This window comes from Catellatospora sichuanensis, from assembly GCF_007483665.1.
Lineage (GTDB): Bacteria > Actinomycetota > Actinomycetes > Mycobacteriales > Micromonosporaceae > Catellatospora > Catellatospora sichuanensis.
The window spans coordinates 357,628-377,253 of sequence record NZ_ML660184.1 but is presented as its reverse complement, the minus strand read 5'-3'; the positions used below and the strand labels follow the sequence as shown (position 1 = coordinate 377,253).

Here is a 19,626-nt window from a genome sequence, read left to right as displayed (position 1 = left end):
CCGCACCGTGTGGTACGACTTGCGAAGTCTTCTACCAAAGAGGGAACTGATGTCCACTATTTCCGCTGCAGACGTCAAGCGGCTCCGTGAGCTGACCGGCTCCGGCATGATGGACTGCAAGAAGGCGCTCGAGGAGTCCGAGGGCGACTTCGACAAGGCCGTGGAGATCCTGCGCGTCAAGGGCGCCAAGGATGTCGGCAAGCGCGCCGGCCGCTCCACCGCCAACGGCCTGGTCGCCCACAAGGGCGCCGCGCTGCTGGAGCTCAACTGCGAGACGGACTTCGTCGCCAAGAACGACGCGTTCATCGCGCTGGCCGAGCAGCTGGTCGCCCACGTCGCCGAGACCAAGCCGGCCGACGTGGAGGCGCTGCTCGCCTCGAAGATCGGTGACGGCACCGTCGCCGACCTGATGCAGGACCAGTCGGCCAAGATCGGCGAGAAGCTGGTCATCGGCCGCTTCGCGGTGCTGGAGGGCGCGGTCGCGGTGTACATGCACCGCAAGAGCGCCGACCTGCCCCCGCAGGTGGGTGTCGCCGTCCAGTACAGCGGCAAGACCGACGAGGCCGGCGCGGACGACGCCCGCTCGGTGGCGATGCAGATCGCGGCCATGCGGCCGAAGTTCGTCACCCGTGACGAGGTGCCCGCCGAGGTCGTCGAGTCCGAGCGCCGCATCGCCGAGCAGACCGCTCGCGAGGAGGGCAAGCCCGAGGCGGCCCTGCCGAAGATCATCGAGGGCCGGGTGAACTCGTTCTTCAAGGACTTCGTCCTGATCGAGCAGCCGTCGGTCACCGACCAGAAGAAGACGGTGAAGCAGGTGCTGGTCGAGGCCGGTATCGAGGTCACCCGCTTCGCGCGGTTCGAGGTCGGCCAGGCCTGAGCCGCCCCGAGCGGAACGCACTAAAGAAGGGAGGTCGCTGGTGGCAGCCAACGGCCTCCCTTTTCCATACCGTCCGCGGCGTCGCCGACGGTGAGACGAAAGGTCGCTGATGTCCGGACACCAGTTCAATCGGGTCGTGCTGAAGCTCTCCGGCGAGGTCTTCGGCGGTGGTGAGGTAGGCGTCGATCCGGACGTCGTGGCCGGGGTCGCCCGCCAGATCGCCACCGTGGTGCGCCGCGGCGTGCAGGTCGCCGTGGTCGTCGGCGGAGGCAACTTCTTCCGCGGTGCCGAGCTGCAGAAGCGCGGCATGGACCGGGCCCGCGCCGACTACATGGGCATGCTGGGCACGGTGATGAACTGCCTGGCGCTGCAGGACTTCCTGGAGAAGGAGGGCATCGAGACGCGCGTGCAGACCGCGATCACGATGGCCCAGGTCGCGGAGCAGTACATCCCGCTGCGCGCCATCCGGCACCTGGAGAAGGGCCGCGTGGTGATCTTCGGTGGCGGTGCCGGCATGCCGTACTTCACCACCGACACCGTCTCGGCCCAGCGTGCCCTGGAGATCCACGCCGACGTGGTGCTGATGAGCAAGAACGGCGTGGACGCGGTGTACACGGCAGACCCGCGCACCAACCCCGACGCGGTCCGGATCGACCGGATCACGTTCAGCGAGGTGCTGCGGCAGAACATCCGGGTGGCCGACGCCGCCGCGTTCAGCCTCTGCGCCGACAACGGCCTGCCGATGCTGGTGTTCGGCGCCGAGGGCGACGACACCATCGTCCGCGCCGTCGGTGGCGACAAGATCGGCACCCTGATCACCGCCTCCTGACCCTGGCCCACCACCGCCTGGCCTCGCCCCTGCCGCAACTCTCAAAGACTCGCGGCCTGGGACCGACCCGGTAGGCGCGACTATTCAAGAGTTGCGCCGGCGGTCGGCGGTCGGCGGCTCGGCGGTCGGCGGGGTCGGTGGTGGGTGGGGCGGGGCGGACGGGTGGGGTGGACGCCTCGCGCGGGGGCGGACGTGGCGGGCGGTACCCTATGGCCGCGTGACGGACGGGTTCCGTGCGTGGAGACGGTGCGCGACTGCGGACACGTTCACGCGGGCTCGGACGTGATGCGAGCATCACGCCGCCGTCAGGCGGATGATCGAAGACAGAGCACAGCACGGAGTCAGTGCCCGGCGACCAGGTGCGCCGCGGGACGGGGCCCACAGGCCGCCGCGCCGCCACCGGCCGCGCGGCACACGATCAGAGACGGAGAAGCCCGTGATCGACGACACCCTCCTCGAAGCAGAGGAGAAGATGGACCGGGCGGTCGAGCACGCGAAGGAGGAGCTCGCGGCGATCCGCACCGGCCGTGCCAGCGCGGCGATGTTCTCCAAGATCGTGATCGACTACTACGGCACACCGACCCCGCTGCCGCAGATGGCGTCGATCGGCGTGCCCGAGCCGCGCATGGTGATCATCAAGCCGTACGACACGTCCCAGCTGGGCGCCATGGAGCGCGCGATCCGCGACTCGGACCTGGGCGTCAACCCGGGCAACGAGGGCAACCAGCTGCGCATCCTCGTGCCGCCGATGACCGAGGAGCGGCGCCGCGACATGACGAAGGTCGCGCGGAGCAAGGGCGAGGACGCAAAGGTCGCCGTCCGCAACGTGCGCCGCAAGGGCAAGGAGGAGCTCGACCGCATCGTCAAGGACGGTGAGGCGGGCGAGGACGACGGGCGCCGGGCGGAGAAGGAGCTCGACGACCTGACCGCCAAGTACGTGGCGCAGATCGACGAGCTCATCAAGCACAAGGAAGTCGAGCTGCTCGAAGTCTGATGAGCGAGCCATACGACACGGACCCTCGCCGGTCCGGCGCTTCCCGGGCGCGGCAGCCCTACGATGCCGCGCCCGACGCGTATTCCGACCCCTCCGACCTGCCTGCCGACGAGCCGCGGGGCGGTCGCCGCCGGGGCGGGCCGGGGCGCCACGGCGACCCGGCCGAGCAGCCGGATCACGAGCCGTCCGACCGCCGAGACGACGCCGACCGGCCCGAGGCGGCGGCCGAGCCGGTCAAGGACTACGGCCGAGCGGGGCGCAACGTGCCCGTCTCGATCCTGGTCGCGGTCGGCCTGCTGCTCGTCATCCTGGCGCCGCTGTTCTTCTTCAAGCCGCTGTTCCTGGTCATCCTGGTGGCCGCGGCGGGCCTGGGCATCTGGGAGATGACGCGCGCGCTGCGCACCTCCGGGGCACGGCCGCCGCTGATCCCGCTGCTCGGCGGCGGCGTGGCGATGATGTGCCTGGCCTGGTTCTCCGGCGTCGACGCGCTCAGCATCGGCCTGCTGATCACCGTGCTGGCCACCATGGTGTGGCGGATGGGCGACGGCCCGGCCGGTTACCAGCGGGACATGGGCGCTGCGGCGCTGACCATGGTGTACGTCCCGTTCCTGCTCGGCTTCGCCGCTCCGCTGACCACGCCTGACGACGGGCAGTGGCGGATCCTGGCGACGCTGGCCGCGGTCGTGCTCTCCGACACCGGCGGGTTCGTGGCGGGCGTGCTGTTCGGCAAGCATCCGATGGCCCCGACGATCAGCCCGAAGAAGTCCTGGGAGGGCTTCGCCGGCTCGATCGTGGCCACCGCGGCGGGCAGCGCGGCGATCCTGTGGGCGCTGCTGGACGTGGCGCCCTGGAAGGGCGCCCTGTTCGGCATGGTGGTCTCCGTCGCGGCGGTGCTCGGCGACCTCGCCGAGTCGCTGCTGAAGCGAGACCTCGGCATCAAGGACATGAGCAACATCCTGCCCGGCCACGGCGGCATCATGGATCGACTCGACTCGATCGTTTTCGCCGTGCCGACGGCGTACCTGTTGCTGTCCGTGCTCGCCCCACCGGCGTGAGGTGAGACACAGCGCGTGGCACAGGCGGGCGTGGCACGACCCCGAGCAGCACTGTTGGCACCATCGAGGGCTGTCGCCCTCGTGCGAACGTGGGACACTGGACCAGTCATGACGAGCCTTCCGTTGATTTCCGTTACCGATGGTGACGGCGCGACCGCGCGCCGCTCCTCCATGCCGCCGCGCCACCTCGCCGACCTGGACCTAGCGGGTCGGCGCAGCGCCGTGTCCGACCTCGGTGAGCAGGCCTTCCGCGCCACCCAGCTGTCGACGCACTACTTCGGGCGGCTGGAGCGCGACCCGGCCGGCATGACCGACATCCCGGCCGCGGCGCGCGAGCGGCTGACCGAGCAGCTCCTGCCCAAACTGCTGACCCCGGTCCGCGAGCTGGCCTGCGACGACGGCGAGACGCGCAAGGCGCTGTGGCGGCTGCACGACGGCTCGCTGGTCGAGAGCGTGCTGATGGGGTATGGCGACCGGGTCACGGTCTGCATCTCCAGCCAGGCCGGCTGCGGCATGGCGTGCCCGTTCTGCGCCACCGGTCAGGCGGGGCTGACCCGCAACCTGTCCACCGCCGAGATCGTCGACCAGGTGGTGTACCTCGCCGGGGTCGCGCAGTCCGGGGTGATGGGCGGCGAGGCGCGCCGGCTGAGCAACGTGGTCTTCATGGGCATGGGCGAGCCGCTGGCCAACTACAACCGGGTCATCGCCGCGGTGCGCCGTCTGACCAGCCCCGCGCCGGAGGGCCTGGGGCTGTCCCAGCGCCACGTCACGGTCTCCACGGTGGGTCTGGTCCCCGCGATGCGAAAGCTCGCGGAGGAAGACCTCTCCGTGACTCTTGCGCTCTCGCTGCACGCGCCCGATGATGACCTTCGCGACGAACTCGTGCCGGTGAACCAACGGTGGAAGGTCGCCGAAGTGCTCGACGCCGCGTGGGCTTATGCCGCCCGCACCGGTCGCCGGGTCAGCATCGAGTACGCCATGATCAGGGACGTGAACGACCAGCCGTGGCGGGCTGACCTGCTGGGTCGCCTGCTGGCGGGGCGGCTGGCGCACGTCAATCTCATCCCGCTCAACCCCACGCCCGGCAGCAAGTGGGACGCCAGTCCCAAGCCGGTCGAGCGGGAGTTCGTCCGGAGGTTGCGCGCGGCCGGAGTGGCCACTACGGTGCGTGACACCCGGGGACGCGAGATTGACGGCGCATGTGGACAGTTGGCTGCGAGCGAGGTTGAGGCATGAGCTGCAATTACAGGATTGAGGTTCCGGCGTGAGCTCGCATGGTCAGCGGTTCCGCCGCCGGGCGGTCCGTCGCGGTTACAAGGTCGACGAGGTGGACACCTTCCTCGACCGGGTGGAGGCGACGCTCAACGGCGCCCCGGTCGGTCCGGACGTGAGGTCGCAGGAGGTCCGGGACGTCGTGTTCCGGGTGCGCTTCGGCGGATACGACGAATGGCAGGTCGACCTGCACCTCGACCGGGTCGAGCGCCAGCTCGCCGAGCTGGAGGAGCGTCCGCCGGCCCCCGGTCGCGGCGCCGAGCTGCGGGCCGGCCTGGCCGGCCCGGCGCCGGCCCCCGCGCCGACGCCGGAGCGTATGGGCCCGCCGCCCCCGCCCCTGCCGACCCGCACCCCGGCCGCCAACGCGCCGACCGGTGCGCTGCCGCGCTACGAGCCGCGCTTCGACGAGCAGCCCTCGTACGCCGGCCAGAGTTCGATGGGCCCCGGTCCGGGCAGCCAGCAGCAGGCTCCGCCGCCCCCGCCCGGCCCGCAGGGCAGCTTCGACGGCTTCGGCGGCGGTCACGGCCGCGCCGACATGACCAGCGAGATCCGGATGGAGCGCCCGCAGCCGCCGCGTATGCCGGAGCCGCCCCGCAACGAGCCGCCGCGCGTCGACCCGTACGGGCCGAGCAGCGGTTTCGGCTCCGTCACCGCGCAGCAGCCGGTGTACGGCGGCGCGCCGCAGCGCGGCGGGTACGACAACGACGCCACGAACACGTTCGGAGCGGTGCCCCCGGCCTCGGCCAACCCGTCCACGTACGGTGGCGGCGGCGGTTTCGCGCCTCCGCCGCCTCCGCCGCCTGCCGTGCCCGCAGGCCCGGCCTACACGGGCGAGCTGGCCCGGGTGGATCAGCTGCGGCGCACGTTCCAGCTGCGGCGCTTCGGCAGCGGCTACGACCCGCAGCAGGTCGACCGGCTTTTCGAGACCGTCCTGGGCTCGCTGTCCGGCCGCACCGGCGGCGCGGTCAACGAGGGCGAGCTCGACCCGGGCCGGCTGAACCTCGTGCCCGGCGGTTACTACGAGGCCGAGGTCGAGCAGGCGCTGCGCGAGGTGCGCGACATCGTCGGCCGGCGCTGACCCCGACAGCACGACGGCCCCGGCCGCAGCCCGCAAGGGCGCGGCCGGGGCCGTTTTCTGCCAGGTCAGTCGCGCAGGCCGTTGCGGCGCAGCACGATGTCGATGATTATGATCGCGGCCAAGATCCCGGCGGTGCTGATCAGCCAGATGGTCTCGACATTGCCCTCGTGGTTGCCGAACAGCATCAGCAGCAGCAAGACGATCACCACGGTCCCGGCGATCCGGGCGGCCTTCACCGGCGTGGGGGCGTGCTGGTCGGGCGAGGTTACCGGCTCTTCTGCGGCCACGATCAGGTCCTTCTCTCTCGACTCCAGGCCTTCGCCGACGGCGTGCGTCGCGGAGGCGGCAATACAGTTTGGCATGGCGTGATCGAGAGCTCGGGGGGAGTCCGGCATCCCGCGGGCGAGGTGGCGGTGGACGGGCCCTCCGGAGCGCTCAGGTAGCGTCTATCAGGTCCACTACGCGGCGAGAAGGGAAACGGGCAGTGCGGATCACCGGTACGGGACACGCCAGCATGCGGATCGACACGGCGGCGGGTTCGATCCTGTGCGATCCGTGGGTGAACCCGGCGTACTTCGCCTCGTGGTTCCCCTTCCCCGACAACTCGCAGCTCGACTGGGAGCACCTCGGCGACGTCGACTACCTGTACGTGTCGCACCTGCACCGGGACCACTTCGACGCGGCGCACCTGAAGCGCTTCGTCAGCAAGAAGGCGACGGTGCTGCTGCCGGAGTACCCGACCTCGCAGCTGGAGGACGAGCTGCGGGCGCTGGGCTTCACGAAGTTCTTCAAGACCGTGTCGGACGAGGTGCACGAGCTCGACGGCGGCCTGAAGGTCATGATCCAGGCGCTGATCTCGCCGACGGACGGCCCGATCGGCGACTCGTCGCTGTGGGTCGAGCACGACGGCGTACGGGTCCTCAACCAGAACGACGCCCGTCCCACCGACCTCATCCGCTTCACCGAGCTGGGCCACGTGCACGCGCACATGCTGCAGTTCTCGGGCGCGATCTGGTACCCGATGGTCTACGAGCTGCCGCAGTCCGCCAAGACGGCGTTCGGCAAGCAGAAGCGCGAGCGGCAGTACGACCGCACCTGGCGCTACATCGACGACCTGAAGGCGTCGCACGTCTTCCCGATCGCCGGCCCGCCGTGCTTCCTCGACGACGAGCTGTGGCAGTTCAACGACATCCACGGCGACGAGGGCAACATCTTCCCGGACCAGTCGGACTTCGTCCGGGAGTACGCCAAGGTCGGCGGGACCAACGGCGTGGTCCTGCTGCCGGGCTCGGTGTCGGCGCTGACCGCCGACTCGTGCGAGACGACGCACCCGGTGCCGGACCTGGAGGAGTTCTTCGCGCGCAAGGAGGAGCACCTCAAGGCGTACCAGGAGCGCCAGCGGGTGGTCATCGAGCGGGAGAAGGCGTCCTGGTCGCACCCGGAGATCGACGTGCTGGCCGGCATGAAGGCGCGCATCGAGCCGCTGCTGGACGAGTCGGTGCGGCTGGCACAGGGGGTGGGCGGCCCGGTGCGCTTCGACCTGACCGACCCGTCAGGCGAGCTGGTCGAGTCGATCCTGGTGGACTTCCCGAACAAGGAGGTCCGGATCGCCGCGGACGAGAAGGTGCGCTACCGCTTCCGGACCGAGCGGCGGCTGATCGAGCACCTGCTGCACATCGACGAGGGCGACTGGGTGAACTCGCTGTTCCTGTCCTGCCGCTTCTCGGCGGCGCGGATCGGGCAGTACAACGAGTTCGTGTACGCGTTCTTCAAGTGCCTGTCCGAGGAGCGCCTGCAGTACGCGGAGGGCTGGTACGAGTCGCAGCGGCCCGACGCCGAGGACATCACCGTGGGCGGCTGGTCGTTCCAGCGGCGCTGCCCGCACCTGAAGGCGGACCTGACCCGCTTCGGCATCGTCGAGGGCGAGCAGCTCACCTGCCAGCTGCACGGCTGGAAGTGGAACCTCCGGACCGGCCGCTGCCTCACCAGCGTGGGCCACGAGATCCGCTCGGAGCCGGCCGGCCAGACGCAGCCCACTCCGGCCTGAGCCGCAGCCGGATCGCTGCCGGCCGACGCCCGGTCAGGGGTGCTCGCCCCTGGTCCGGGCTGCTTCCACCTGGGCGGCCGACACGATCTCCTGGGCCTCCTGCAGGGCCTTGCGCAGGACCTCCGTGCGGTGGCTGTGAGCCTGCTCCTCGGCCAGCCGCAGGATCTGCTCCACCCGGGTGCCCAGGTGCTCCAGACCCGGCGGTGCGTCCGCCGAGCGGGTCCCGGCGGCCTCCGGCGCACCGGGCACGGCGGCGCCGCTCCCGGGCACGAGATTGAGGAGCACGCCCGCGCACAGCAGGCCGACCCCGATCCAGGGCGCGGCCCCGCCGGCGCACGCGCCGACCAGCGTGCCGATGCCCAGCCAGACGAACGCGGCGGACCACCGCTGTGCCGTCGTCCGCATCCCGCACCTCCCCCTGGTCAATCCCATGAAAGCCGACGCGGTCAAGGCCGAGCGGTGCCACCGTCCCGCCCGTCACCGCGCCTCAGCTCGGCCCGTCGGCGTTTATGCAGGTCGAGAGGGTTTTGAGGGGTGCGGCGGGCCGGGGTGCGGTGACGGCACCGGGTCGGGGAGAGGTTCCCAACCTTCCCAGTGAATCGCAAGACAGCGATAAACATAAGTCTTCAAATATTCATAATCGCTGTATACGTTCCTCCAAACAGTTCCAGCGGGTCCTGCCACGAGCTACGAGCCAGTGCCGCGGGCCGCCGGTCCGACAGGGGAGGAACCAACCATGAAACGTGCCCGCACGTTCGTGCTGGGTGTCGCGGCGCTGCTGGCCGGCGCCACCGCTCTGCCCGCGGCTGCCGCCGCCGCGCCACCGGAAGCCGCCGTGCTCGCCGTCAGCGGCGAGGTCGTGGCCGACAGCTACGTCGTCGTCCTGAAGTCCGGTGCCGACGTCTCCGCCGCGACCGGTCTGGCCGGGCGGCACGGGGCGAGCCTGCGCAAGACGTTCCGGGCCGGGCTGAAGGGCTTCTCGTTCAGCGGCAGCGCCCTGGCCGCCCGCCGCATCGCCGCCGACCCGGCAGTGGCGTACGTGCAGCCCAACATGATCCACCGGGCGAGTGCCATGCAGTCACCCGCCACCTGGGGCATCGACCGCATCGACCAGCGCAACCTGCCGCTGAGCAACTCCTACACCTACTCGAACACCGCGTCGTCGGTGCGGGCGTACATCATCGACACCGGCATCCGGTTCGCGCACGGCGAGTTCGGCGGGCGGGCCGTCACCGGCTTCGACGCCATCGACGGCGGCACGGCCGACGACGCCAACGGGCATGGCACCCACGTCGCGGGCACGGTCGGCGGGACCACGTACGGCGTGGCCAAGGGCGTGACCCTGGTCGCGGTGCGGGTGCTCGACGCCGAGGGCAGCGGCACCACCGAGCAGGTCGTCGCGGGCATCGACTGGGTGACCGGCGACCACGACCCCGGCGAGCCCGCGGTGGCCAACATGAGCCTCGGCGGCGGCGCGGACACGGTGCTGGACAACGCGGTGAAGGCGTCGATCGCCGACGGGGTCACGTACGCCATCGCGGCGGGCAACGGCATCCTGGGCATCTTCGCCGCCAACGCCTGCAACTACTCGCCCGCCCGGGTCCCCGAGGCGATCACGGTGTCGGCGACGCAGAGCAACGACAGCAAGGTCTCCTGGGCCAACCGGGGCACCTGTGTCGACATCTTCGCCCCCGGCGTGAACATCACCTCGTCGTGGTTCACGAACAACACGGCCACCAACACGATCAGCGGCACCTCGATGGCCACCCCGCACGTGGCCGGCGCGGTCGCGCTGTACCTGCAGAACAACCCGGGTGCGACCCCGGCCCAGGTGCAGTCCGCGCTCATCGCCAACGCCACCACCGGCGTCGTCGGCTCGCCCGGCAGCGGGTCGCCGAACCGCCTGCTCTACACGGGCAACTTCTGACCGCACCGCCCCATGCTCCGGCGGGGTCCTCAGACCCCCGGGTCCCGCCGGGCACCGGCAGGGCGTGTCGAGGGGGCCGCCTTGCAACGACGCTGGCCTATCTCATCGAATTTGATCGCGGCTTTTTCGATGAGATAGGCCAGCGTCTATGAAAAATCGGGGTCGTCGCGCTGTGCGGACGGTTGGGTGTCACATTTTGATGCGCTCGTTTTTCGGGTCGTAGAGGGCGCGCAGGGACGCGGTGGCCGGGTACACCCGCTCCGCGATCTCCACGGTCCAGCTGCCCGCGTCGATCCAGGCCTGGTCCAGCGGTACGTCACCGGCGTCGATCATCGCGAGGCCGACTGCTCCGCCGAGCGTGTGGCCGTACGACGCGGCCCGGATGTAGCCGACCGGCACCCCGTCGCGGCGGACCACCTCGGCGTGGAACATCAGCGCCGCCGGGTCGGTGACCAGGATCTGCAGCAGGCGGCGGCGCAGCGGGCCCTCGGCCTTCTTCGCCAGCACCGCCTCGCGGCCGATGAAGCCGCCCGGCTTGTCCAGCGCCACCGCGAACCCGAGGCCTGCCTCCAGCACCGAGTCGGTGTTGTCGATGTCGTGGCCGTAGTCGCGGTAGCCCTTCTCCATGCGCAGGCTCGACAGCGCCTTGAGGCCCGCGTGGCGCAGCCCCAGCGGGCGCCCGGCCTCGACCAGCCGGTCGTACGCGTGCACCGCCTGCTCGGCCGGGATGTACAGCTCGTAGCCCAGCTCGCCCAGGTAGGTGATCCGGATGCAGAGCGCGCGGGCGAAGCCGAGGTCGATCTCGCGGGCGGCGCGGAAAGCGAACGCCTCGTTCGACATGTCCGCCGTGGTCACCGCCGTCAGCAGCTCCCGCGACCGCGGCCCCTGGATGTTGATCTGGGCGTACGCCCCGGTCATGTCGGTCGCGAACGCGTGCGCCCCGGTCGCCTCGAAGTGCCGGCGCATCCGCGTCTCGACGTGCCGGTGCGCGGTGTCGGAGGCGACCACCCAGAACCGGTCGTCGGCCAGCTTGGTGACGGTCAGGTCGGCCTCCAGCGTGCCGCCCTCGTTCAGCCACTGGGTGTACGTGATCACGCCCGGCTCGCCGTCGACCCGGTTCGCGCTCAGCCGCTCCAGCGCCGCCCCCGCATCCCGGCCCTGCACCAGGAACTTCGCCATGAACGACATGTCCATGAGGATCACGTTCTCGCGCGCGGCCCGGTGCTCCTCGGCCCAGTGCCCGAACCAGTTCTGCCGCCCCCAGGACAGCTTCTCGACCTTCGGCTGCCGGCCCTCGGGCGCGTACCAGTCGGGGCTCTCCCAGCCGCTGACGTCCTTGAAGTAGCCGCGCTGGGCGCGCAGGCGCTCGTGGATCGGGGACAGCTTGGCGTCGCGGGCGGTCTCCATGGACTTGCCCGGGTAGTGCGGCGCGTAGACCATGCCCAGCGACTCCACGGTGCGGGTCGCCCGGTAGGCCGGGTTGCTCTGGTACGTGTGCAGGCGGTCGATGTTCATGCCGGTCACGTCGATGTCGGGACGGCCGTTGAGGATCCAGTGCGCCATCGCTCGGCCGATGCCGCCGCCGGTCAGGATGCCGATCGAGTTCAGGCCCGCCGCGACGAAGTAGTTCTTCAGCTCCGGGGCCTCGCCCACGATCGGGGCCAGGTCGGGGGTGAAGCTCTCCGGGCCGCAGAAGAACTTGCGCACGCCGACCTCCGTGGAGATCGGGATGCGGGCCATCGCCTTCTCCAGGTAGGGGGCCATGCGGTCCCAGTCCGGGGGCAGCTCGCCGAAGGAGAACGTGTCCGGGATGCCGTCGACCTTCCACGGCGCGCACAGCGCCTCGAACAGGCCGATCATGAGACCGGCGCCCTCCTCGCGGAAGTAGCCGTACGACGACGGGTCCTCCAGCACCGGCAGGTCGCCGTGCATACCGTCGATGGGCTCAGTGATCAGGTAGTAGTGCTCGGCGGCCTGCAGCGGGATGTTCACGCCGGCCTTCTCGCCGAGCTGGCGGGCCCACATGCCCGCGCAGTTGACCACGAACTCGGCCTCGATGTCGCCGTACGGCGTGCGCACGCCGGTGACCGTGTTGCCCTGCTTCAGGAAGCCGGTGGCGGGGACGTTCTCGATGATGCGTACGCCCTGCATCCGGGCGCCCTTGGCGAGCGACATGGTGACGTCGACCGGGTTGGCCCGGCCGTCCTCGGCGACGTAGAACCCGGCCAGCACGTCGTCCACGTTCGCGAGCGGGAACAGGCCCTTGACCTCGCCGGGGGAGACCTCCTGCACGTCCACGCCGCACAGCCGGTTGAACGCCGACACCCGGCGGTACTCCTCCAGCCGGTCCGCGTCCGTGGCGACCTGCACGAAGCCGACCTGCTTCAGGCCCGTGGCGAGGCCCGTCTCGGCCTCCAGCCGGCTGTACAGGTCGCGGGTGTACTTGCGCATCTCCGTCGAGGTCTCCGACATCGAGCCGAAGGTGACCATGAGCCCGGCGGCGTGCCAGGTGGTGCCGGAGGTGAGCTTGTCCCGCTCCAGCAGCACCACGTCTTTGCAGCCCATGTGCGCCAGGTGGTACGCGATGGAGGTGCCGATGATGCCGCCCCCGACGACCACCACGCGGGCGCGCTCAGGCAACTGGGGACCGGAAGTGTCGCTCGTCATAGCGCGCGAGCCTACCTTCCTGACCCGCCAATCAGTCACCCGCCGGGCGGCTCGCGCCCCACCTGCGACGACTCTTAGCGACCAGCGGTCTCCGGAGCGACCTGAGCCCGCGCGTCGGCAAGAGTCGCGATCGGGGGGATCTGGGCGGCGAAGAAGGCGAGTTCGGCTTCGAACAGCGGCTCGGTGTCGGTGGCGGCCCAGGTCAGCTGGCCGAACAGCTCGGCGGCGAGCACGCCGTAGAGCCGGGTCCATGAGGTCAGGAAGAACGCGGTGACCTCGATCGGCAGCTCGCCCTGCGCGGGCAGGGCCCCGGCCAGCTTGTCCAGGTCCAGGTGGCGGACGTCGGGCAGTCGCCCGGCCTGCCACAGCTCCAGCATGGGCTGCACGAACACGGCGCCGAAGCAGGCGCCCGCGTGCTGGAGGTCCACGCACTGCTCGTGGAACTGCTCGACCCCGGGCACCGGCGGTCCGAAGATCAGCGTCGCCTCGGGCCGGTGTGCCAGCGCCCAGCGCCGCAGGCTCCGGGCCATGGCCGTCAGCTGCTGCACCGGGTCGGCATCGCCGAGGGCGTCCCGGGCGGCCTCGCACTCGGTGCGGACCTCGTTGTAGAGATCCGTGCACAGCTCGATGACCAGGGCGTCCAAGGCCGGGAAGTAGCGGTAGAGCGCGGCGGCGGTCATGCCCATGTCGCGGGCGATGGCGCGCAGCGAGACGCTCGCCGGGCCGCCCGCGACCAGCTGCGCCCGTGCCAGCTCCTTGATCTCGCCCAGGGTGCGCTCGCGCACGCGCTCACGGCGGTGTGAGGTGTCCGACATGGAGCTCCCTTGACTGAAGTGAACGTCGTCCGCGAAAGTAAACACCGTTCACTCAAATGAGTGGCGTAAACAAGCATATCTGTTCCGGGAAGGAACGCGATGTTCGCGTGGTGGGGGCGAGCCGTGGTGCGGCTGCGCTGGCTGGTGCTCGGGATCGCTGCGGCGGTGCTGGTCATCGGGGCGTCGTGGGGCGGCGGCGTGTTCGGCGATCTGATCAGCGGCGGGTTCGACGACCCGGCGAGCGCGTCCAGCCGGGCGCACCGGGAGATCACCGCCCAGCTGGGCCGCCAGGACGTCGACATCCTGGCGCTGTACTCCTCGGACACCGAGTCCTACGACCAGGAACCGTTCCGGGCCGCGGTCACCGAGGTCGCCACGCGGCTGTCCGGCCGGCCCGAGGTGGTCAGCGTGGTCGGCGCGTACACCCCGGGGGTGCCCGGCAGGTTCTCCTCCACCGACGGGCACGCCACCTATCTGGCCGTCCAGCTTCGCGACGGGGACGAGAACAGCAAGCTCGACGACCTCGCCGCGCTGCGCGACGACCTGGTCGCCGAGCGGTTGCACACCGAGATCGGCGGCCTGATCCCGTTCCTGGACGACGCCAACACGCAGATCAACGGCGACATCACCAAGGCCGAGCTGATCAGCCTGCCGATCCTGCTGGTGCTGCTGGTCTTCATCTTCCGCGGCCTGGTCGCCGCGGCCACCCCGCTGTTCGTCGGGGTGCTCGCCGTGCTCGGCGCGTTCATCGCGGTACGCCTGATCGCGCAGGTCACCGACGTCTCCGTGTTCGCCGTCAACATCATCACGATGCTCGGCCTGGGTATGGCGATCGACTACGCGCTGTTCGTGGTCAGCCGGTTCAGAGAAGAGCTTGCGGCGGGGCGCAGCCCGGCCGATGCGGTCGCGCACACCCTGTCCACCGCTGGGCGCACCGTGCTGGTCTCCGGCCTGACCGTGGCGCTCGCCCTGGCCAGTCTGCTGATCTTCCCGATGGACTTCCTCAAGTCCATGGCCTGGGGCGGCATGGCCGCGGTGCTCGTCGCCATGCTGGCCTCGCTCACCGCCCTGCCCGCCCTGCTGGCCGTGCTCGGCCCGAAGATCAATGCGCTGCGCGTGCCGCTGCCGAAGCTGTTCCAGGCACGTCCGGAGGGTGAGGGCGGTTGGGCCCGCATCGCCCGCAGCGTGATGAGCCGGCCCGTGCTGTACGCCCTCGGCGTCGCCGCGATCCTGGCGCTCACCGCGACCCCGTTCCTGCGGGCGCAGTTCGGCGGCTTCGACGAGCGGGTGCTGCCCGCGGGCACCGAGTCGCGCACCGTCACCGAACGCATCGCCGAGGAGTTCCCCGGCGGGAGCGCCGCCCCGATCAGCGTCCTGATCCTCGGCCCCGGCGCGGACACCATGCTGGCCCGCGTCCAGGCCGTCGAGAACGTGCCCGACGCGAGGATCGCGGCGCAGAAGGGGGACGCCACCCTCATCACGGCGTCGTACCCCGGCGAGCCGGCCGACGAGAGCGCCCGCGAGGTCGTGCAGGCGATCCGGGACCTGCCCGTGCCCGCCGGCACGCAGATGCTGGTCGGCGGGCGTACCGCGGCGGACCTGGACCAGCTCGACTCCATCGGCGGGCGGCTGCCGTGGATGCTCGGCATGGTCGCAGTGAGCACGTTCCTGCTGCTGTTCCTGGCGTTCGGCTCGGTCGTGCTGCCGCTGAAGGCCATCATCATGAACGTCATCTCGATCGGGGCCTCGTTCGGCGTGGTCGTCTGGATCTTCCAGGACGGGCACCTGTCCGAGTGGCTCGGCTTCACCGTGACCGGCTTCCTGGAACCCGGCAACATGGTGCTGATGCTGGCGGTCCTGTTCGGACTGGCCACCGACTACGAGGTGTTCCTGCTGTCGCGGGTCCGGGAGGAGTGGGACGCCACCGGCGACAACACCCAGGCCGTCGCGTCCGGGCTGCAGCGCACCGGCGGGATCATCACCGCGGCGGCGCTGCTGCTGATGGTGGTGCTCGGCGGCTTCGCCACCGGCGGCACGACCACGATCAAGGTGCTCGGCATCGGCATGGTGGTCGCCGTGGCCATCGACGCCGCGCTGGTACGGGCGGTGCTGGTGCCCGCCACCATGCGCCTGCTGGGCCGCTGGAACTGGTGGGCCCCCGGCCCGCTGGGCCTGGTCTACCGCCGCTACGGCCTCAAGGAGGCCTGACCCCGCACCATGATCACTGGACTTGCCTGGCAGGTGTGCATATCCGGCGTCAAGATACGCACAGGTGCCAGGCAAGTCCGGCGATCACGGACGGGCGGCGGCCGGACCTTTCCGGGGCGTATCGCGGGAGGGGCTACCGCGGATCGGGGTCTGTGATGCGGTGGCGGATCACGTGGTAGGCGAGGCCGCAGGCGAGGTTCGCGCGGGCTTGGGACGGCCACATTGCTGCGTACTCCTGGCGCTGCTCGGCCGTGGCCTGGCCGCGTGCCTTCAGCGTGCCCAGTTCGCGAGAACGTTGCGTGAGTGCGGCGACCCGATCCGCGTCCCCGACGGCGGCGATGCCCTTGCCCGCCCATTCCTCGACCTGGGCCGTCGCCGCGCTCCGCACCGCGCTGGCGTCGTCGGGCATGGGGGAGTGGTACAGGGCCACGGCGAGCTCGCCGTACGGGAGGTTCGACAGGTGGTCTGTCGGTTCAGTGCCCATGGGAACTCCACTCGAAGGCAGTGACAGCTGTCGCTGCCATACCTTACTGCCTTACTACATAAGTCATCAAGGTTGTCCGCGAGTAGAGTGCGCGGCATGGGACCTCCGGGCGAACGAGCGGCCGAGCCGATCTCCTATGTGCTGCCGCAGCCCGTGGGTGCTTCTGACGCGTGGACGGCGGACGCCGCGCAGCTGGGCCGCGTGGGCTCGCAGCGGCTGCTGGAGGTCGCCGAGGTGGCCGCACCGGCGGTGGTGGCGGACGTCATCGGCGCCCGCGTGGTGGTGCGCCGCCGCCTGGTGCTGCTCGACGGGCAGCCGGTGGAGCTGGCCGACTCGTACTTCCCGCTGGAGGTCGCGCAGGGCACCGGCCTCGCGGAGGCCGGGCGGATTCGCGGCGGCGCGCCGACACTGCTCGCCGCATTGGGGTTCCTGCCCGACGAGGTGGCCGAGGAGCTGGTGGTCAGGCCGGCCACCGGGGCGGAGGCGGCGGCGCTGGATCTGGCAGGCGACAGCCTGGTGGTGGAACTGCGCCGGGTGACCCGCGGACGCGACGGCAGACCGTACGAGGTCGCGGTGATGGTGATGCGGCCCGAGGGTCGCGTGTTCCGTTATCGAATGAAGGTGGACGTCGATGGCGTATCGCGACAGTAGGCCGCGCCACCACCAGATCGCAGCCGAGCTGCGTGCCCTGATCATGTCGGGCGAGTTACCACCCGGTGCCCGCCTGGAGTCGACGCAGCAGCTCATGGCCCGGTTCGCGGTGACCAACCAGACCGTGCAACGTGCCCTGACCGTGCTCAAGGACGAGGGGTTCATCATCGGCCGGGCTGGGCTCGGGGTGTTCGTGCGGGACCTGTCGCCGTTGGTCATCGAGCCTGCCGTCTACATGCCGCCCGCTGTGCCCGGCGCCGGCTCGCGTTGGACGGGCGATGCCGGCGGGCGTCGCGGCCGGGTGCAGCTGATCGATGTGCGAGAGGTCGAGCCGCCCGAGGCCGTGGCTGCCGCCCTGGGGCTCGCCGACCGCGGCTCAGTCCAGTTGCGCCAGCAGGTGCTGCTGCTCGACGACGAGCCGGTCGAGCTGGCCTGGTTGTACTTCCCGCTGGAGCTGGCGCGGGGCACCGCGCTGGCGGAGCGGCGGCTGATCCGCGGTGGCATACCTCGCCTGCTGGCAGATGCGGGGCATCCGCCGGAAGAGTGGACGGACCACATCTCGGCCCGCCCCGCCACCGCCGAGGAGGCGCGGCTGCTCGGCCTGCCCGGCGAGGTCCCGGTGCTGCGCACCGCCCGCACGGTGCTGACCACGGGCCGCCGCCCGATCGAGGCGAGCGTGCTCGTCAAAGGCGCGCACCGGTACGAGCTCTCGTACCGGCAGACGGTGCCGCCGGAGACCGCTGGGGCGTGACACGTTCGGGCGGCTACGATTCGCGGCCATGTCGTCGTTGAGCGAACTCGCCGAGAGTGCCCGGCAGACGCTGGCAGTCGCGCTCGTTCCGGACGCCGAACCGCAGCGGGACCTTCGGCGCATGAAGACTATGGCGCTCAAGCGGCTCAGCTTCACCCGTTTGGAGGCGTTGCAGCGCCTGGACGAGCTGGCCACGCGGCTGCACCTGCACCGCCGCGACGGTGAGGTGCTGGCCGTTGGCCGGGAACTGCTTGCCTACCCCTTCGATGGGAACTTCACCCGCTACGGCCCGGTCGAGAGCGTGCTGGCACTCGCGGCCCGCGTTGCTGGCGAGCACGGAGACAACGTGCTCGCGGATGCGTGCCGGGCGCACATCGTCGGCGTGTACGGCCGCCCGGAGCAGTGGGACGACGCGAGGCGTGACGCGATGCAGCGGCGGCTGGGCGGTTGGCAGGTCGAGTGGCAGGAACGCAACCGCCCGGCGGACGACCTGGCGTACACCAGCGCGCAGCTGGGCGAGTTGGCCTTCCTTCGCCTGTGGGGCGGCCACGGACAGTGGTCGCTGGAGCGGGTCGACCGTGAGTTCGCGGCGAAGACCGTGTATCTGCGGGGGCTGCTCAAGCTTTGATCCGTTTTTGTGGACGCTGGACGTCGCCAGGGCAGCATCCAGCGTCCACAAAAACGGATCATGGGGGATGCCTGCCTCGGCAGGAAACCGTTGGGACATAAGACGTTCATCTGACCACGGGATGGGCGACGTCTGGGGCTCTTAGCGTGCTCGCTGACAGACATCGACCATCGTGGAGGTCTATCGTGGACCGTCGTAACGTGTTGCGCGCCGGGGTCGTGGGCGGCGCCGCTGCCGCCTTCTCGGGCGCACTGTGGAAAGAGGCGTTCGCCGCACCCGCCCAGCCCGGTCCGGGCCCGTACGGGGCGCTGCAGGCCGCCGACGCGAACGGCATCATGCTGCCCTCCGGCTTCACCAGCCGGGTCATCGCACGGTCCAGCCAGACCGTGCCCGGCACCTCGTACACCTGGCACGCCGCGCCCGACGGCGGCGCGTGCTTCGCCGACGGCTCGGGCTGGATCTACGTGTCCAACTCCGAGGTGTCCGCGGGCGGGGCGTCGGCGGTGAAGTTCAACTCCGGCGGCACCGTCACCGGCGCGTACCGGATCCTGTCCGGCACCTCCACCAACTGCGCGGGCGGGCACACCCCCTGGAACACCTGGCTGTCCTGCGAGGAGACGACGACCGGCCGGGTCTGGGAGACCGACCCGTGGGGCGTGAACGCGGCCGTGGCCCGCCCCGCGATGGGCCGCTTCAAGCACGAGGCCGCCGCCTGCGATCCGGTCAACCGCGTCATCTATCTGACCGAGGACGAGAGCAACGGGTGTTTCTACCGGTTCATCCCCAACACCTGGGGAAACCTCGCCTCCGGCGTGCTTCAGGTGGCCAAGGGCGGTTCCGGTACGTCCGTCACGCTCACCTGGGCCACCGTGCCCGACCCGGACGGCTCGCCGACCGCGACCCGCAGCCAGGTCAGCGGCGTGAAGCGGTTCAACGGCGGCGAGGGATGCTGGTACGACAACGGCATCGTCTACTTCACCACCAAGGGCGACAATCGAGTCTGGGCCTACAACACCGCGACGTCGCAGATCGAGCTGGCGTACGACGACTCGCTGGTGAGCGGCACACCGCCGCTGACCGGGGTCGACAACATCACCGGCAGCGCCACCAGCGGAGATCTGTTCGTCGCCGAGGACGGCGGCAACCTGGAGATCTGCGTCATCACCCCGGACGACGTCATCGCGCCGTTCCTGCGCATCACGGGGCAGAGCTCCTCGGAGGTCACCGGACCGGCGTTCAACCCGGCCGGCAACCGCTTCTATTTCTCGTCCCAGCGGGGCACCTCGGGTTCCTCGTCCGGCGGGATCACGTACGAGGTCACCGGGCCGTTCCGGTCCTGAGCC

17 protein-coding genes and 1 pseudogene are annotated in these 19,626 nt (G+C 70.6%); 13 read left to right on the top strand and 5 right to left on the bottom strand.

The genetic code is table 11. The features are described from left to right. Positions 1–49: 49 nt before the first annotated feature. The 6 genes from tsf to FLL47_RS03685 all read left to right on the top strand — a co-directional run bounded on the left by tsf (position 50) and on the right by FLL47_RS03685 (position 6,105). The gene (gene tsf / locus FLL47_RS03710; protein WP_144118968.1) at positions 50–877 is read left to right on the top strand and encodes a translation elongation factor Ts; all 828 of its coding nucleotides are present in this window, start codon (positions 50–52) and stop codon (positions 875–877) included. A 109-nt stretch (positions 878–986) separates the two neighbouring features. Continuing rightward, positions 987–1,706 carry a UMP kinase gene (pyrH, locus tag FLL47_RS03705; protein ID WP_144118967.1) on the top strand — a complete coding sequence of 240 codons (720 nt, stop codon included), beginning with the start codon at positions 987–989 and terminating at the stop codon, positions 1,704–1,706. 436 nt (positions 1,707–2,142) lie between these two features. Beyond that, positions 2,143–2,700 (top strand): ribosome recycling factor, encoded by a 558-nt coding sequence (gene frr / locus FLL47_RS03700; RefSeq protein ID WP_144118966.1) that lies wholly within the window; start codon positions 2,143–2,145, stop codon positions 2,698–2,700. After that, on the top strand, positions 2,700–3,755 hold the full coding sequence (locus tag FLL47_RS03695) for a phosphatidate cytidylyltransferase (RefSeq protein ID WP_144118965.1): 1,056 nt from the start codon (positions 2,700–2,702) through the stop codon (positions 3,753–3,755). Before frr ends, FLL47_RS03695 begins: the two co-directional genes overlap by 1 nt. A gap of 108 nt (positions 3,756–3,863) precedes the next feature. Then, positions 3,864–4,991 carry a dual-specificity RNA methyltransferase RlmN gene (rlmN, locus tag FLL47_RS03690; protein WP_144118964.1) on the top strand — a complete coding sequence of 376 codons (1,128 nt, stop codon included), beginning with the start codon at positions 3,864–3,866 and terminating at the stop codon, positions 4,989–4,991. Between the two features lie 28 nt (positions 4,992–5,019). Further along, positions 5,020–6,105 (top strand): DivIVA domain-containing protein, encoded by a 1,086-nt coding sequence (locus tag FLL47_RS03685; protein WP_144118963.1) that lies wholly within the window; start codon positions 5,020–5,022, stop codon positions 6,103–6,105. A gap of 65 nt (positions 6,106–6,170) precedes the next feature. On the opposite strand, the gene FLL47_RS03680 is transcribed toward FLL47_RS03685, so the two are convergent. After that, the gene (locus FLL47_RS03680) at positions 6,171–6,500 is read right to left on the bottom strand and encodes a DUF2631 domain-containing protein (protein WP_425457649.1); all 330 of its coding nucleotides are present in this window, start codon (positions 6,498–6,500) and stop codon (positions 6,171–6,173) included. Between the two features lie 95 nt (positions 6,501–6,595). On the opposite strand from FLL47_RS03680, the gene FLL47_RS03675 reads away from it, so the two are divergent. Further along, positions 6,596–8,152 (top strand): Rieske 2Fe-2S domain-containing protein, encoded by a 1,557-nt coding sequence (locus FLL47_RS03675; RefSeq protein ID WP_186315545.1) that lies wholly within the window; start codon positions 6,596–6,598, stop codon positions 8,150–8,152. A gap of 57 nt (positions 8,153–8,209) precedes the next feature. Here the strand turns inward: FLL47_RS03675 and FLL47_RS44635 are convergent. Continuing rightward, a pseudogene (locus FLL47_RS44635) lies at positions 8,210–8,353 on the bottom strand (cell division protein DivIVA); the annotation flags it as partial. A gap of 535 nt (positions 8,354–8,888) precedes the next feature. On the opposite strand from FLL47_RS44635, the gene FLL47_RS03665 reads away from it, so the two are divergent. Next, the gene (locus tag FLL47_RS03665; protein WP_144118960.1) at positions 8,889–10,079 is read left to right on the top strand and encodes a S8 family peptidase; all 1,191 of its coding nucleotides are present in this window, start codon (positions 8,889–8,891) and stop codon (positions 10,077–10,079) included. 189 nt (positions 10,080–10,268) lie between these two features. Here FLL47_RS03665 and FLL47_RS03660 read toward each other — a convergent pair whose 3' ends face one another. Both FLL47_RS03660 and FLL47_RS03655 read right to left on the bottom strand, forming a co-directional pair. Further along, a complete protein-coding gene (locus tag FLL47_RS03660; protein ID WP_144118959.1) occupies positions 10,269–12,746 on the bottom strand; it encodes a GcvT family protein in 2,478 nt (825 codons plus the stop codon). Between the two features lie 74 nt (positions 12,747–12,820). Continuing rightward, a complete protein-coding gene (locus FLL47_RS03655) occupies positions 12,821–13,561 on the bottom strand; it encodes a TetR/AcrR family transcriptional regulator (protein WP_144118958.1) in 741 nt (246 codons plus the stop codon). A gap of 99 nt (positions 13,562–13,660) precedes the next feature. Here FLL47_RS03655 and FLL47_RS03650 point away from each other — a divergent pair, with 99 nt between their 5' ends. Further along, positions 13,661–15,769 (top strand): MMPL family transporter, encoded by a 2,109-nt coding sequence (locus FLL47_RS03650; RefSeq protein WP_144118957.1) that lies wholly within the window; start codon positions 13,661–13,663, stop codon positions 15,767–15,769. Between the two features lie 133 nt (positions 15,770–15,902). Here FLL47_RS03650 and FLL47_RS03645 read toward each other — a convergent pair whose 3' ends face one another. Continuing rightward, a complete protein-coding gene (locus FLL47_RS03645) occupies positions 15,903–16,253 on the bottom strand; it encodes a hypothetical protein (RefSeq protein ID WP_144118956.1) in 351 nt (116 codons plus the stop codon). A gap of 96 nt (positions 16,254–16,349) precedes the next feature. Between FLL47_RS03645 and FLL47_RS03640 the strand changes: the two genes are divergently transcribed. From FLL47_RS03640 to FLL47_RS03625, 4 genes are all read left to right on the top strand, one after another. Continuing rightward, positions 16,350–16,904, top strand: a complete 555-nt coding sequence (locus FLL47_RS03640; protein WP_144118955.1) for a UTRA domain-containing protein — start codon at positions 16,350–16,352, stop codon at positions 16,902–16,904. Continuing rightward, the gene (locus tag FLL47_RS03635; RefSeq protein ID WP_144118954.1) at positions 16,885–17,655 is read left to right on the top strand and encodes a GntR family transcriptional regulator; all 771 of its coding nucleotides are present in this window, start codon (positions 16,885–16,887) and stop codon (positions 17,653–17,655) included. Before FLL47_RS03640 ends, FLL47_RS03635 begins: the two co-directional genes overlap by 20 nt. 28 nt (positions 17,656–17,683) lie before the next feature. Then, entirely contained in the window at positions 17,684–18,283 is a 600-nt protein-coding gene (locus tag FLL47_RS03630; protein ID WP_144118953.1) for a DUF6707 family protein, read from the top strand. A 185-nt stretch (positions 18,284–18,468) separates the two neighbouring features. Next, the gene (locus tag FLL47_RS03625) at positions 18,469–19,623 is read left to right on the top strand and encodes an alkaline phosphatase PhoX (RefSeq protein WP_144118952.1); all 1,155 of its coding nucleotides are present in this window, start codon (positions 18,469–18,471) and stop codon (positions 19,621–19,623) included. Positions 19,624–19,626 lie beyond the last annotated feature (3 nt).